The organism is Paenibacillus sp. FSL R5-0766 (assembly GCF_037971845.1).
GTDB lineage: Bacteria > Bacillota > Bacilli > Paenibacillales > Paenibacillaceae > Paenibacillus.
In genome coordinates, this window is sequence record NZ_CP150227.1 from 3,121,874 (window position 1) to 3,137,722 (window position 15,849).

At 44.2% G+C, this 15,849-nt stretch carries 12 protein-coding genes; 8 read left to right on the forward strand and 4 right to left on the reverse strand.

Translation table 11 applies throughout. The features are described 5' to 3' along the window. Window positions 1-89 precede the first annotated feature (89 nt). Entirely contained in the window at window positions 90-1,019 is a 930-nt protein-coding gene (gene cyoE, locus MKY66_RS13615) for a heme o synthase (RefSeq protein ID WP_036608378.1), read from the reverse strand. Window positions 1,020-1,482: 463 nt separating this feature from the next. Between cyoE and MKY66_RS13620 the strand changes: the two genes are divergently transcribed. After that, window positions 1,483-2,403 (forward strand): NAD(P)/FAD-dependent oxidoreductase, encoded by a 921-nt coding sequence (locus tag MKY66_RS13620; RefSeq protein ID WP_076212117.1) that lies wholly within the window; start codon window positions 1,483-1,485, stop codon window positions 2,401-2,403. A gap of 298 nt (window positions 2,404-2,701) precedes the next feature. Further along, window positions 2,702-5,941 carry a bifunctional cytochrome P450/NADPH--P450 reductase gene (locus MKY66_RS13625; protein ID WP_076211764.1) on the forward strand — a complete coding sequence of 1,080 codons (3,240 nt, stop codon included), beginning with the start codon at window positions 2,702-2,704 and terminating at the stop codon, window positions 5,939-5,941. A 205-nt stretch (window positions 5,942-6,146) separates the two neighbouring features. Here MKY66_RS13625 and MKY66_RS13630 read toward each other — a convergent pair whose 3' ends face one another. Continuing rightward, window positions 6,147-7,607, reverse strand: a complete 1,461-nt coding sequence (locus tag MKY66_RS13630) for a hypothetical protein (protein WP_076211766.1) — start codon at window positions 7,605-7,607, stop codon at window positions 6,147-6,149. Window positions 7,608-7,867: 260 nt separating this feature from the next. Here MKY66_RS13630 and MKY66_RS13635 point away from each other — a divergent pair, with 260 nt between their 5' ends. From MKY66_RS13635 to MKY66_RS13650, 4 genes are all read left to right on the forward strand, one after another. Next, window positions 7,868-8,455, forward strand: coding sequence for a TetR/AcrR family transcriptional regulator (locus tag MKY66_RS13635; protein WP_076211768.1), 588 nt, complete (start codon window positions 7,868-7,870; stop codon window positions 8,453-8,455). Window positions 8,456-8,523: 68 nt separating this feature from the next. After that, complete coding sequence (locus tag MKY66_RS13640) at window positions 8,524-10,005, forward strand: DHA2 family efflux MFS transporter permease subunit (protein ID WP_076212118.1); 1,482 nt, start codon at window positions 8,524-8,526, stop codon at window positions 10,003-10,005. Window positions 10,006-10,301: 296 nt separating this feature from the next. Continuing rightward, entirely contained in the window at window positions 10,302-11,129 is an 828-nt protein-coding gene (locus tag MKY66_RS13645) for a lipase family protein (protein WP_076211769.1), read from the forward strand. 37 nt (window positions 11,130-11,166) lie between these two features. Further along, window positions 11,167-12,012, forward strand: a complete 846-nt coding sequence (locus MKY66_RS13650; RefSeq protein WP_076211771.1) for a lipase family protein — start codon at window positions 11,167-11,169, stop codon at window positions 12,010-12,012. Between the two features lie 80 nt (window positions 12,013-12,092). Here MKY66_RS13650 and MKY66_RS13655 read toward each other — a convergent pair whose 3' ends face one another. Then, window positions 12,093-13,070: an alpha/beta hydrolase gene (locus tag MKY66_RS13655; protein ID WP_076211773.1), complete on the reverse strand. Its 978-nt coding sequence runs from the start codon at window positions 13,068-13,070 to the stop codon at window positions 12,093-12,095. A gap of 394 nt (window positions 13,071-13,464) precedes the next feature. Here MKY66_RS13655 and MKY66_RS13660 point away from each other — a divergent pair, with 394 nt between their 5' ends. After that, window positions 13,465-14,442, forward strand: a complete 978-nt coding sequence (locus MKY66_RS13660; RefSeq protein ID WP_076211775.1) for an MBL fold metallo-hydrolase — start codon at window positions 13,465-13,467, stop codon at window positions 14,440-14,442. A gap of 51 nt (window positions 14,443-14,493) precedes the next feature. Here MKY66_RS13660 and MKY66_RS13665 read toward each other — a convergent pair whose 3' ends face one another. Continuing rightward, window positions 14,494-15,075 (reverse strand): LysE family transporter, encoded by a 582-nt coding sequence (locus tag MKY66_RS13665; protein ID WP_076211777.1) that lies wholly within the window; start codon window positions 15,073-15,075, stop codon window positions 14,494-14,496. Between the two features lie 130 nt (window positions 15,076-15,205). Between MKY66_RS13665 and MKY66_RS13670 the strand changes: the two genes are divergently transcribed. Continuing rightward, entirely contained in the window at window positions 15,206-15,760 is a 555-nt protein-coding gene (locus MKY66_RS13670; RefSeq protein WP_076211779.1) for an XRE family transcriptional regulator, read from the forward strand. Window positions 15,761-15,849: the final 89 nt, after the last annotated feature.

Consider the following 15,849-nt stretch of genomic DNA (forward strand, 5'->3'; position numbering starts at 1 on the left):
AAAACAAAAAAGCCTTACAGACGACTCCTTGAAAGAGTACAGTCTGTAAGGCTTTTTATCGTTATAACGAGTGGAAAGATTGAATGTTTTTATCTCATCATTTGAGCAATCAAGGAATACGCAATGATGACCAGGAAGATAATAGTGATATGGTTAATGGAGAAGATAAACATCCGTTTGGACCATTTCTCTGTTTCTTTCTTATCAAAGGTAGCCACACTAAGAATGAGCCAAGCCAAGCTAACCAGAAATGCCACAATAGCGACAAATGGACTCATCGGCCAGAATAAAAAGCTGGAGATCAGTAACAGTACCAGATACACATTTGTCTGAATGTATGTCCGTCTGATGCCTTTAACAACGGGCAGCATGGGAACACCAGCAGCTTTGTATTCGTCAAAACGACGAATCGCAATCCCGTAGAAGTGAGGCATTTGCCATAAGAGCATCGTAACAACCAATGCCCAGATCTCAAAATGACCCAGTTCCGGTGAAATGGCTGCCCAACCGATGAGCGGAGGAACAGCACCCGAAAGACTTCCCACTTCCGTGTTGTAGATCGTTGTACGTTTGGTCCACATCGTGTAAGGGAACACGTAAAGCAACAGACCCAAAATACCAAATACAGCAGCGGATGGGGAAGCGATATACAGCATGATGCCCCCGATGATGGTAATTGCAATACCGAGAATTAGACCCGACTTGGTATCTACGCGTCCCGTAACGGTAGGACGTTTCTTCGTACGTTCCATGATCGCATCGATATCACGATCATACAAGTTGTTAAACACCCCTGCAGCTCCAATAATGAGAGAAGACCCAATAAAGGAAAGGATGATTGGTACAATATTAGCTAAGATTGAAGCATCAAATACATATAAAGCCAAACTTAAACCCGCAAACATGGCGATCAGGTTGGACTTGATGATTCCGATTTTGATCGTATCAAAGAATACTTTCGGAATCGAGCTGTACTCCAGGCTGATATTGGTCTGTGAACCATTATTCAATGTTTTCAAGAACTCACTTCCTATATCTATACTTATATATTATGTTGCTATTATACCACTCAATACACTATGTGATTTAATTAACGTTTTAGTATTTAAAATAATGTCATTTGATTGTGAACAATTTAAAAACAAGGTTGTTTTTAATTGTTAAATAATAATTTCTGTGTTACAGGAGAAAATCGAAAAATCCGGGTATAACAGTGATTCAAAGTTTGTTCTGTCATTGTAGTGTAAGTGTAAATAATCTTTTATTCAACTCACACAGGCTGGATTGAAGAAGGTAGTTAAAGATATATGTTGCAAAATGGTTAGGTTTTGTTTATTGTAGATATAAGATATCTTTAATAGTCTTGTTTAAGGTGTGTTCTTGTAAATCTCCGAAATTACTTTCTTAAGAGAAAACGGAGGTTATTTTTAAAACTCAATTAGAGATATTAAATGTCTGGAAAGGGTGAATAATATGAGTAATATGGATCAACTCTTGGATGTACTTATTATTGGTGGAGGACCAGCGGGGCTTAATGCAGCCCTAGTACTTGGCAGGGCCCGCAAGAACGTTGTGGTCATTGATGATGAGACACCACGTAACTGGGTTACAAGGGAGACTCATGGGTTTGTGACAAGAGATGGGGCAAGTCCACGTGAATTCCGGAAAGCTGCCAAAGAACAGATTGCAGCGTATCCTTCAGTTCAATTTGCATCCGATACGGCAACTGTAATAACAGGTAGCGATGGTGATTTTGTAGTTAAGACTACTCAGGGGGCAAGTTATCGCACGAAAAAGATTTTGTTTGCGGTAGGCAAGAAAGACCTTCCCTTGGATATTAACGGATTAACAGAAGTTTACGGTAAAAGTGCGTTTGTGTGTCCATATTGTGATGGATGGGAGTTAAGAGACCAAGCGCTGGTCATCATCGTTAGTGGAGTTAACGCATTACATATGGCAAAAGTCATATCCGGCTGGACAGAACGTTATACGATCTGTACGAATGGATCAGATTCCTTAACCGATGAGCACCGTGAAGAGCTGAAGCAGCATCATGTTACTGTATTCGATGCACCGATTCAATCCATTGACTCTGAAGAAGGGATGGTACAGCAAGTTGTACTAAATGACGGTACAGCGATTCCTTGCACAGGAGTTTTCTTCCAACCTAAACTGTTTACCGGATCAGAACTGCCAAAGGCCATCGGTTGTGAAATTACAGAATCAGGAACGGTTATTGTTGATGCTTCAGGCAAAACATCCGTAGCGGGTGTATACAGTGCTGGTGATGCAGCATCCGAGATATATCAGGCAATCACGGCTGCGTCTCTGGGGGCATTGTCTGCGGTAAGCATTAATAATGAATTGAATTTCGAGAACTGGGATGGGCCAAGTCATCATTAGAATAAATTAAAAGTTTCATAGAATCATAGCGTCATTGCTTCATACAGTAGGGGATTGCATATGCAATCCTCTATTTGCTGTTATTCAACTTAAACGTTGACCGGTTCAATTGAAAGTTATTCAGCCGGAAGAAAATTTGATATTAAATCAATTATGGTTTATTGTATTATCAAATGATATATATTACTATCATTTATAAAATCATCAAAGGAGAGATCACTTATGAATGAAAGCAGAACAGCCATCATATGGCTAACGAATACCTTGCTTCACGGCGTACAGATAAGAGGTGATCATCATGAGTGATGCAGCTTACATTCCACAGCCCAAAATGTATGGACCACTTGGCAACCTGCCTTTGATAGATAAAGATAAACCAACGTTGTCGCTAGGTGTGCTGGCTGAACAGCATGGACCAATATATCGACTTACCGTTCCCGGTTATTCCGGTTTAATCGTATCTGGACCAGATCTTGTGGCTGAGTTGTGCGATGTGTCCCGGTTTGACAAATATGTATACAATGAACTCGAAAATGTACGTGCCTTTGGAGGCGATGGTTTATTTACAAGCAGAACATCGGAGCCCAATTGGAAAAAGGCCCATAACATTCTGCTTCCCACCTTCAGCAAACAGGCCATGAAAGGTTATCATCCCATGATGGTTGATATTGCCGAACAGTTGATCAACAAATGGGCACGCCTCAATTCCAACGATACGATTGATGTTGCGGATGATATGACACGCCTTACGTTGGATACCATTGGACTATGTGGATTCAATTATCGGTTTAACAGTTTTTACAGACAGGACCACAGTCCTTTTATTGAAAGCATGGTTCGGGCATTAAATGAAGCAATGCAGAAGAGCTCACGTTTGAAAATTCAGAATCTGCTTATGGTGAAAACCAAACGACAGTTCCAGGAGGATATACAGACGATGTTCTCTCTGGTAGATCAGATTATAGAGGAACGTAAAGCGAGTTCAGCATCTGAAGAGGTCGACTTGCTCGCACGTATGTTGAATGGCAAAGATCCGGAGACTGGAGAAATGCTGGATGATGAGAACATACGGTATCAGATTATTACGTTTCTCATTGCAGGACATGAAACCACGAGTGGTTTGTTATCTTTTGCTCTTTACTTTCTACTGAAAAATCCGGAATCGCTTCAAAAGGCGTATGACGAGGTGGATCAGATATTGGTCAGTGACTCACCACAGTACGAGGAAGTTCTTCAGCTTTCCTATATTCGCATGATTCTGAGTGAATCGCTTCGTCTCTGGCCAACAGCCCCGGGATTTGATGTATATGCCAAAGAAGACACCGTCATAGGTGGCAAATATCCCTTGAAGAAAGGGGAAAGTTGCAGTATTCTCCTGCCCCAGCTTCACCGTGACAGAGAGGCATGGGGAGAGGATGCGGAGCTTTTCCGTCCGGAGCGATTTGAAGATACGGCGAAAGTGCCTCATCATGCGTATAAACCTTTTGGTAATGGGGAGAGAGCGTGTATCGGCATGCAGTTTGCTTTATATGAAGCAACACTTGTGCTTGGCATGGTCCTTAAACATTTTGAGCTGATCGATTATAGCAATTATGAGTTAGATGTTAAACAGACACTAACGTTGAAACCGGGGGACTTCCGGATTCAAGTGAAAGCGCGCGCGGCTTCGCAAACAAGGAATAAGTCGACCGTATCTGCGAAAGAGAAACCTGCTCCTGTTGTTTATAAAAATATAACAAGTGACAGCCAGAGGGGAGAAATCCTGGCCGTTGAAGCAGATGGTAAACCTTCGCTCCTGGTGTTATATGGTTCCAATCTGGGAACGGCAGAAGGCATTGCCCGAGAGCTTGCGGAGAAAGGCCGTTCTTATGGAATCCCAAGTGAAGTAGCCCCTCTGGATGAGTGGGTTGGCCGGATACCTCGACATGGTGTCGTTCTCATCGTCACTGCTTCGTATAACGGTAAACCTCCGCAAAATGCTACGGCATTTGTAGACTGGTTGAAGGGAGCAGAGCCAGAGGAAGCTCAGGATGTGAACTATGCCGTTCTGGGCTGTGGAGATCGGAGTTGGTCCGGGACGTACCAGAGCATTCCTCGATGGATAGATGAGAAGCTTGAAGAATGGGGAGGTAAAAGACTGTTATCCCGCGGTGAAGCCGATGCCGGAGGTGATATGGAGAAACAAGTCGAGGCGTGGCAACATATGTTGTGGCCTCAGGTGTTGAGTGTCTTGGGGATCAACGAGGAAGTGGTAAAGGAATCCATACCAAGCACCAGCAGACTTCAAATGGAGTTTGTCCGCGAGAAAACGGATATGCCACTTGCACGAACTTATGATGCCAGCTATGCCACGGTTGTAGTCAATAAAGAGCTTCAGACGCTGGGAAGTGGAAGAAGCACACGTCACATCGAAGTGTTACTGCCTGAAGGCATGAGTTATAGAGAAGGTGACCATCTCGGCGTGTTACCTGGCAATCAGAAGCAGAATGTGGATCGGATACTCAGTCGGTTCGGACTAAGTGGCGATACTCCGATCCAATTAACTTCGGACGTCAACCATCTTACACACCTACCACTGAACAGACCCGTCAAGATTCATGAGTTGCTCACTCACTGTGTGGAATTGCAGACACCTGTTACCAGAACACAATTGCAGGAGTTAGCTAATCATACGGTATGTCCACCTCATAAGCGTGAACTGGAAGGCATGTTGGACGAAAACAGCTACAGGGATTATATTCTTGCCAATCGAATCACCATGTTGGACCTGCTAGAAAAGTATGAGGCGTGTGAACTGCCATTCGAAAGATTCCTTGAACTATTGCCGCCACTCAAGCCCAGATATTATTCAATATCCAGCTCGCCAAGCCAGAATTCCAAGCAAGCGAGCATAACCGTATCGGTAGTAAGAGAGCCTGCATGGAGTGGCAAAGGCGAATACCAGGGAGTTGCTTCATCGTATCTCGCCGATTGTCCATCCGGAGCACGTATTCTGATGTTTGTAAGTAAACCTGAATCCAAATTTCATCTGTCGGAAGAGGTTGATGTTCCGATGATCATGGTGGGACCGGGGACGGGGGTTGCACCTTTCAGAGGTTTCCTCCAGGCGAGAGCTGTCATGAAACAGAGAGGTTTGCCACTGAGTGAGGCACATTTGTTCTTTGGGTGCAGGAATGAATCAGATTTCATATATCGTCAGGAGCTTGAGCAATACGAAAGGGAAGGGATCATTAAGCTACACACTGCTTTTTCTCGTGCGGATGGCAAGCCCAAAACGTATGTACAGCATCTGATGAAGGAGGATTCCGAGCAGTTGATTCACATGCTGATGAACAAAGGAAAACTCTACGTATGCGGGGATGGAAGCCAGATGGCTCCTGCGGTAGAAGAGACTTTACAGCAAGCATATCAGGAGGTGCAGGGAACAACGATGCAGCAAGCGAAAGACTGGCTCATTCAGCTTCAGGCCGAAGGACGCTATGTGCAAGACGTGTGGGCAGGTAAACGAACGGTTGAATCCTCTCAACTTATCTATTAAAACTTAAAATGAAAGAGTAGTTTCAACTTCAATCCGTTGATGGTCAGACAGGTTATACATGGACCGTGACCTACGGAGGTTATGTAACCTATTAATTAATAATGAAATAATACTAATCATCCAAAAACAGCCGTTCCATCTGGAGTTTCACATCCAAATCGGCGGCTGTTTTGATTAGGCGTTTTGTAAGAACGAGTAATGATTCTTATCTGGAATCCTGAATCGTTGCTGTACTGTTGTTGGCGCTCAAGGCGGAAATCGGATCGAAAGGGGGGCCTGTTATTGTACCTACGAGCAGTGCAATATCCACCGCATTGACCGGACTGCCCCATGAATTTCCAGAGAAGACCATAACGGCCTGGTCATTAACAAATCCTCTCGTATTATAAACAACATTGCTAATAACTTCTCCGGTCGTATTAGGGTTAAAGTAGGCTGGTTGACGTAAGGAATAAAAAATATTATTTTGTACAAGCAAGCCGGTCATATTACCGATCTGGCTCACGAGACCACGATTGACAACCCAACCTGAAGAAGGGCCAGCTTGAGGAGGACCGAATATCGTATTATTTATTACGGTATGATTGGTTCCGCCTAATTGAATAAATTCAACAGCATAAGGGTTATCACTCGTGATCGTTAATCCGTCTACAGTTACTCCGCTTCCAATGATGGTGAAAGGGATAACAGCAGCTTGTAACAGGATGATTGTACTAGGATATCCTTTTAGAGTTATTCCTGCTTTATTAATGGTAATGTTCGCAGTGATTGGGTATGTGCCACCAAGAATATGAACGGTTCCTGTTGGAGATACCGCGGTTACACCTTGTTGAATCGTTCCAAAAGGACTGGCCTGTGTTCCGTCGCCGCCAACTGCGCCTTGCAAAACATATACATCAAAGGGATTGGGCTGGACTGTGCCCGTGGCCCCGGTTGCCCCGGTTGCCCCGGTTGCCCCCGTGGTGCCAGTAACACCTGTCGCTCCAGTTGCTCCAGCGAGGCCAGTTGCTCCAGTGGCACCTGTATCGCCCGTAGCCCCCGTCGCACCTGTCGCTCCGGTAGCGCCCTCTGGACCGCCAGATGGTCCTGTGTCACCCGTGGCACCTGTGGTTCCTGTCACGCCTGTGACTCCGGTAAGTCCAGTGGAGCCGGTAATGCCTGTAGCCCCGGTAGGACCTGTCGCGCCAGTGTCACCAGTGGCACCCGTCGCCCCTGTAATTCCGGTAGCGCCTGTTGTTCCCGTAGCACCGGTGAATCCTGTGGAACCTGTGGAGCCAGTGCTACCTGTCGTCCCCGTAGCTCCATTAAAATTCTCGCTGCCAAATAATTCGGAATAAACGAGTCGGTGAGCAGCAACCAAAGAGCCGGTACTATTTTTCCCCCAAAAAGAAGCCAAAATGTCCTCAGGGGTTGCTCCTGTAACTGTAATAACGTATTCGAAACTGTTAAGATCGGCAAAATAAGTTCGTGTAGCTACTGCACCGGGTAAGATTGTGAATTGTTCACTTACGTATAAAGCTCTGGTTGTAATTAATGAATATCCTTGAATGAGTATAGTTGCGGCGTTAACGGCACTCTGATTTTCAACTTTAATGGAAACGATCTGAGTTGGCCTTACCCCATTTACGAGGTTATTATCAATAGGGCCAGTTAGCAGTATTGCCAAGTTTTTCACTCCTTTTCTCAAAAATTGAAATTAAGTGTGATTCACACTGATGTTATGTTTATTCGGAGACAGGGAAAAGTTCCCTACTTTCTCAGAATCAAATGTATATAAGGTAATAATTAAAAAAGAGGTTGTTATGATGACTCTGATATGAAAATGCTTTCAAATAAAAAGTGAAATATTATGATTGACAGTACTGATCTGAACGGGTTTAATTATATAGACCGATTGTTATAATTATTTGAAGGAAGTGGCTTTCGTTGAGTGAAAAGTCTAATGCTAGAGAGTCTATTGTCAGCACAGCAGCGAGACTGTTTTTTTCACAAGGATATCATGCGACCGGTCTGAATCAGATCATCAAAGAGAGTAGTACGCCGAAAGGGTCGTTGTATCATTATTTCCCGCAAGGCAAGGAAGAGCTCGCGCACGAGTGTATTCAAAAAGCCAATGAACATATCCTGCTGACATTTGAGAAAACATTTGCAGCCCATGATAATACGGGGGACGCCATTCAGAGATTTATTCATGATTTGGCTCATGAAACAGAAGCAGCCGGGTTTACCGGATTTCTGCCATTCAGCTTCTGGGCAGCGGTGGAGACCTCGTGTATTAGTCAGCAGTTGCGTATTGCATGTCAGGGTGTATTTGCAGATTGGCAGGATGTCATTAAGAAACATCTGATTCTGGATGGTGTTGGTGAAGAGAAGGCGCGGGAGACAGCACTTCTGATCATTTCTTTGATGGAGGGAGCACTGATTATCAGCCTGACGAATCAGGATAAACAGCCTCTGCTGACGGCTGCTGAGTATTTGTCGGTTGTGACGAAGAACGCCAAACAGATTCAATAATTTATACCAAGAGACAGAGAAAAAGAAAGTTCGATACGTTTGAGGAGGATGGGATCGTGGAGGTTTCCATGAAGGCTGGTTCTGCACAGAATCAACAAGAAACAAAGCAATACAAGGTATTTCCGATTTTGTTCGCGATGCTGCTGAGCGGCTTTATTGGTCTGTTTGGAGAAACGGCATTAAACGTGGCATTGACGCCACTTATGGCTCTACTGGAAGTAGGTCCTACAACGATTCAATGGTTAACTACAGGTTACTTGCTTGTGTTGGGAATCCTGGTACCGGTATCCGGTATGCTGTTGCAGTGGTTTACCACAAGACAGTTGTTTACAACATCTTTGATTTTCTCGATTGCAGGAACATTTGTTGCTGCACTTGCACCTAGCTTCGAAATTTTGTTGGTGGCACGGGTGCTGCAGGCGATAGGTACAGCGCTATTGTTGCCACTGATGTTTAACACTATATTGGTTATTTTCCCGATTGAAAAACGTGGTGCGGCCATGGGATTGATCGGTTTGGTTATCATGTTTGCGCCAGCAAGTGGTCCGAGTATCTCCGGTCTGATCCTGGCTAATCTGAGCTGGCATTGGATCTTCTGGATCTCCTTGCCGTTCTTCCTGATCTCACTGGTATGCGGCTTGTTGTTCTTGCCGAATATTTCGAAATTGACCAAGCCCAAAATTGACATACTGTCCATTATCCTTTCTACCCTTGGTTTTGGTGGTATCGTATACGGCTTCAGTAGTGCAGGGGGACACGGGGAAACTGGCGGAGGCTGGACGAGTCCGGTCGTTGTTGCCACTCTCGTTATTGGTGTGTTGTCCTTGCTGTTATTCAGTATCCGTCAGTTGAGAATGAAACAGCCAATGATGGATCTGCGAGCGTTCAAATATCCGATGTTTACGATTGGCTTGATCCTGATATTCATCTGTATGATGATGATGCTGTCATCCATGCTGATCCTGCCAATGTATCTGCAACAAGGTATGGCCGTTACAGCGTTAACTGCCGGACTGGTTCTATTGCCGGGCAGTTTGCTGAATGGTTTACTGTCTCCGGTCATGGGCCGACTGTTTGACAAGTTCGGTCCGAAGTGGCTTGTGATTATTGGTCTGGCTGTCGTAACGGTGGTACTCTTCATGTACACTGGAATTACACCAACAACGACACTGGCCAAAATTATTACGCTGCATGTGTTCATGATGGTTGGAATCTCGATGATTATGATGCCTGCACAGACGAATGGTCTGAACCAATTGCCACGTGAGTACTATCCTCACGGTACTGCCATCATGAATACGTTGCAACAGGTTTCCGGAGCGATCGGTACGGCTGTTGCGGTAAGTATACTGAGCGCAGGTCAATCCCGCTTCTTGAGCGGAGTGGCGAACCCGGAAAGTCCTGAGAATCAACTGGCAGGTTTCACGTCAGGTGTACAGAATGCGTTTGTATTCGCATTAGTTCTGTCGATTATCGGTCTGATTACTTCACTCTTTGTGAAACGGGTCAAAGTAGGATCAACGCCAGGACAACAAGGTCCTATGCATTAATCCATTAACTAACAATAATAATTAGATATTGTATAAGAGCGATGTGTCCCCTAACTTTAAGGACGCATCGCTTTTTTTGTATTTATTCATCCTGCGGTTCTACTGTTCTGTAACACTTGCTATGCTGATATACTCGCTTCTCGCCAGTCTGCGACATCATCTAGGCATGAGTTTCATATTAATAATCAAGGAACAGCTCCCAGCACAAATGTTTTACAACTGTCGATACGTCACGGATTGTTCAAGCAGAGGAAGAAAACGAAGAATAAGCTCTCATGGGGAAAGGAGTTGTACAGATGGGTATAGCTTATAAAACAACTGTTTTTAACAGCAAAACGGCCATATTCCTGGCCGCAATGAGCTATCAGACGTACCCGTTATTTTTTGAGGGAAAGCTGGTCTTACCGAAAGGATTTAAGCTTCGATCTACGATTCGCGCTTCTGCCGACGTCGAGAATCCTACGGAGCTTGTATTCGGATTTATTGCCGAGTCACGGGATCAAATCGTTGTTGCGTTTAGAGGGTACGCTTCGTATCCGGCGGACCTTCTTGCTTCGTATGATATCTTTCAGATCGCGTATCCTTTCGTCCAAAACGGAGGGAAAACCTCGCGTGGCTTTACATGCTTGTATCGCTCAACCCGAAACGACTTGATCCGTGAATTAAAAAAGTTCTCGACAGCTAAAAGGCTGTATATTACCGGCCACAACTACGGCGGAGCTTTGGCCACGCTTGCCGCTTTGGATATTTCGGTAAACACCGGGTTTAAACATCCGTTCGTTTATACGTACGGCAGTCCGCGCATCGGAGATCCCAAATTCGTTTCCCGCTTTAACAGTACAGTTAAACACAGTGCGCGAATCGTCAACATTCATGACACTTTCCCGACGTTCCCGGCCCGCAGGTATCCGCCTCCCTTTACAAAGAGAGGGATTACTTATCAGCATGTAAAAACGAAGGTACCCATCTCTTTTCAACTGAACAATGTGTCGCGCAACGACTCGATTGCTTGCTATTTTAACAAGCTCAGCCAAAAGAATCTCGAATTTGCCAAAGCGCTATGCCACAAAAACCCGGGCTTCTGTCCCGATACCGGTATGTGCTTTCCGTATCAGGGATGCTAGAGTTTGAAGCCTTGAAATATAAGGAGGAGCTACATTTATGGAACTTCCAGGCAAGTACAGTAGCGAGGATGCGATTTTGCTTGCGGCAATGCTCAATCAGGCGTACCGACTTTTTGAGAAGGAAAAGGTTATTCTGCCACAAGGCTATACTCTTCGATTCAACATTCTCGCACTGGCCGGTGTCGAGGAGCCCGAACTAGAAGTATTCGGCTTCATCGCGGAGTCGAAAGACAAGGTTGTAATTATTTATAGAGGAACCCGAACCTTTAAGGACAATGAGTCAGATCAAGACCTTTTTCAGATTCCGTATCCTTTTGTCAGAAATGTTGGAAAGACTCATCGCGGATTTACATGTATTTACCAATCAGCAAGAGAAAAAATGATCGAGGAATTGAACAAGCTTTCTACGAACAAACGACTGTTTGTTGCAGGCCACAGCTTGGGAGGAGCTTTAGCCGTATTGACTGCTTTGGATATTGCGGTGAACACCAGGTTTAAACATCCGGTCGTGTATACATATGGCAGCCCACGTGTCGCAGACCCGGAATTTGCATCCTCTTTCAACGAAACGGTAAAAAACAGTTTTCGTATAGTGAATGTGCACGACATCATTCCGACTTTGCCAGCTAAGACCTATCCGCCTCCACTTACAAAGAACGGACTATTTTATCGGCATGTGAATACAAAGGTTCCGCTCTCTTTCCAGCTGAACAGTTTGCCCGTTCGCAATCATGAGATTGTCTGTTATTTCAAATTCCTCAGCCGGCAGAATCCTGGTTATACAAAAGCGTTATGTACGGATAACCCGGGGTTTTGTCCTGATACGGGATTATGTGTTCCATTTATAGGGATATGCAGTGCGCAGGAAGAAGACGAGGAATAAGTCCAAAACCCCAAAGATATTGGAGACTCTTTGGGGTTTCTTTCTTGATATAGAGCAGTTGTACTTTAATTGGGTGTACGTTACTTCTTCACCAGGGCCAATATCTCGTCCGCAACGAGGTCAGGGCGATATTGATGGATGTAGTGATCGGTATCTTTAATGGTTACCTGTTTAGATTCATCTGACCAAGATTTGAATTCTAATTGGGATTTATCCCATTCGGGTTCACTTGCACCAAGGTAATCAGCCGTCAGTATGGTGAGTGGAAACGGTAAGGTTTGCTTGTGATCTACAACCACTTTGGCATTGGCAGCTATTTCACGTAATTCATCCAACGTGTTCACATTACCATAGTTGTGCAACAGCGCTGTTGTATCCAATTTTTTCAGATCATCGGGTACAAGTTTCAGTTCATTACGATTGGCATTGGAGGTTTCGACAACCAAGTCAGATTGCATCGAGAGGCGGAATAGTCCGGTTTGGATACGTAATTTATTCGCAAAACCACCGATTGTGTCTGCCAAAGTGTCATCGTCATTCGAATAATATTCGGGGCTTCCGCCATCAATCATGACGATACCCTTGACGAGATCCGGGTATTTTTGTGCGAAACGGATGGTTTCCAGCGAGCCGAGTGAATGTCCAACTAATACATAAGGTGGCTTCTGTCCAGATACCTGCAACAACTCGTGTAATTCTTCAGCTACGGTATCGACATCACGTTTCTTATCGGTCTGATCGCTATATCCATAGCCGAATCGGTCATATACAGCGAATTTTGTGTTGGGAGCAAGCTTTTCATATAATGGATAATAATCTACATAGGGATTAGCGGTACCCCAGCCGGAGGCGAGCACGACTGTTACATCGCCTTCTCCACCAGTATATAGATGCATATTGTCACCATGTACGTTGTACAGTTTTCCAGGGGGTACGAGTATTTTGGCATCCTGCCTTAAACCCACTTGTTGGTAAATCACACCAGTACCTAGAAGCAACAGAATTACCGCCAGGTCGAATATCAAAAATTTAACTAATCTTTTGCGCCATTTCTTCATGTTTTCTCACATACTCTCCATGTATTTTCTCTATCATATATGCCCAATCTTATAGGATAGAAAACAGAGTCTTAATTCTATCTTAATTAACCGAAAATTGTATATCAACGGCTAATGAATTAAGATATAGCTACGATATAAGTTGAACTAAAGAATATTTACACTACTCACTCCGATGACAGAATATCCTTCCGATCGCTGTTATCCCCAGATTTTTTTTGATTCACTTTTATAAAGGTGAAAATCTGGTGATAAAGGCGAACGCTCCGCTTCTTCAGGGCTATTTCTGTCCTCTGCGTTCTAGTGTTAATGTGTAGTTCACCTGATATAGTTGAATTTATATTATTCAAATGTTGAGACACAGAATGATTATATAGAACAGAAGGTATGTATAATGACAAAATACGAAAATCAGCTCCCGACATCGGCAGGCATGAACTTCAAGTCCCTGATCAGTATATTGAGAGATTCCATGCGTGGCAATGTCGAGCGGAGGCCATCTGGCACGATGCCTATGGAGATATGTGAACCTGCTGAAACCTTCAGTGCATCCGATAATCCACAGGTTACATGGTTCGGACATTCGGCTTTTTTACTTGAAATCGAAGGGCATAGGTTACTCTTTGATCCGATGCTGGGCAATCGTCCATCACCTGTATCCTGGGTGGGTACCAAACGTTACAGCACCAATCTACCGATTCAACCGGAAGATTTCCCAACGCTGGATGCAATCATTATATCGCATGATCATTATGACCATCTGGATTATGACTCCATCCGCAGATTGAAGGATAAAACAAAGCGATTTATCGTACCGCTTGGGGTACGTCGACGGCTGATTCAACTGGGTGTGCCTTCGGAACAGATTACCGAGCATGACTGGTGGGATGAGTTATCGTTCAAAGGTTTAACATTCGCTTGCACGCCAGCGCGACATTTCTCAGGCAGAGGTTTATTTGACCGTAATTCTACCTTATGGTGTTCGTGGGTCATCGCTGGACAACATACAAAGGTATTCTTTAGTGGTGACAGCGGATATGGTCCTCATTTCAAGGAAATTGGCAGTAAATACGGTCCATTTGACCTCACCATGATGGAATGTGGGCAATATGACGAGCGGTGGTCCAACATTCACATGATGCCGGAAGAAACGGTGCAAGCGCATTTGGATGTAGGGGGTAAGTTGCTCATCCCGATTCATTGGGCCGCATTCACGCTGGCCTATCATGCCTGGAATGAACCGGTTGAACGGATTACGAAGGCTGCACATGCTTTGAACGTTAAGATTGCAACTCCCAAAATCGGCGAGAAGGTTGTTCTTCATACGGAGGATTACCCTACACATCCATGGTGGAGACCGGAATTAGGATAAAAATAAAAGCGTTCAGCTCATCGAATGAGTGGACGCTTTTTCTATTGCATTTTACATCAGGATTGATAGTGCACTGTAAATTAACAACATACCCATGACGATATTAACAGGACGCTCGTATCTTAATAGAAAGCTCTGGAATAACATGCCACCGAACGCCCAGGTCATATTGGCACTAATACCGATGAAGGTGAGCAGCAAGGAAAATACAATTAAATGAACATGGGACTGCCCAAGAGGCAGAACAAAAACAGATATGGCAGTAAGCCCATACAGAATGACTTTGGGATTGATGAATTGCAGGGTGAACCCAAATAGAAATGAATAATGATTGACCTTGTTTTCTTGCCCATCTGCAGGTTTACTTCGCATGATTTTGAGCGCCAGATAGAGCATATACACACATCCTAACACGTTTAAGACGGGTGTGATCCTGGGAATATATTGATGAAGAATAAGGTTGAAATAACTGGACAGAAACATAATAAGCAGGCAGCCGGCTGCGACTCCACTAATAAACGGAAGGGTCTTGCGGAACCCCTGATTTCTGGCATGCGTCATGGAAATGATATTGTTGGGTCCGGGTGTAAATGAAGCAATAATTGCATAGGTCACTAAAGGTATAATGTTCATGGTTCCTCCACGTTTTCTTGGTTGTGTGATATAATGACCGGAAATGTACGTTATAACGTACGGTCTTTATTATTGTACAACATGTGCGTTATATAGCACAACATAATTATAAAACGAGGAGGATGGATTTTTGAAAAACATTAATAGTATTCTCGCTCAGAACCTGAAACAGCTTAGGGAACAAAGAAAACTCAGTCTGGACAAGGTCGCCGAAATGTCTGGTATTAGCAAGACCATGCTTGGTCAGATTGAACGTGGTGAATCCAATCCATCGATTGCAACCGTATGGAAGATTGCTAATGGCCTGAAAACCTCATTTACTACTTTGATTCACGAGCCGAAGTCAGATACTACCGTTGTAACGTGCGATGATATTCAAGTATTGATGGAAGACGAGGGCAGGATTCGAATATATCCGCATTTTCCTTTTGAAGAGGGTCGTCGTTTTGAAATATATATGATGGAGATGGACTCTAAGTCTGAGTTGAATGCTGAACCGCATATCGAAGGTACGGAAGAATTTATCACGGTCTTTGAAGGGGAAGTTACGATTCGGGTAGGGACGGAAGAATATATGGTGAACCAAGGGGAGTCGATACGTTTCCGAGCAGACAGGCCCCATGCCTATATTAATCCCGGTGCTAAGACGAACAGATTAAACATGGTTATTCATTATTCGAAGTGACAATAAAGCAGCCTGATGTAATGAACTGCAACTCCCTTGTTAGTCATGTCTCACAAAGGGTTCAGTTCAATACATTGGCTGCTTTATTG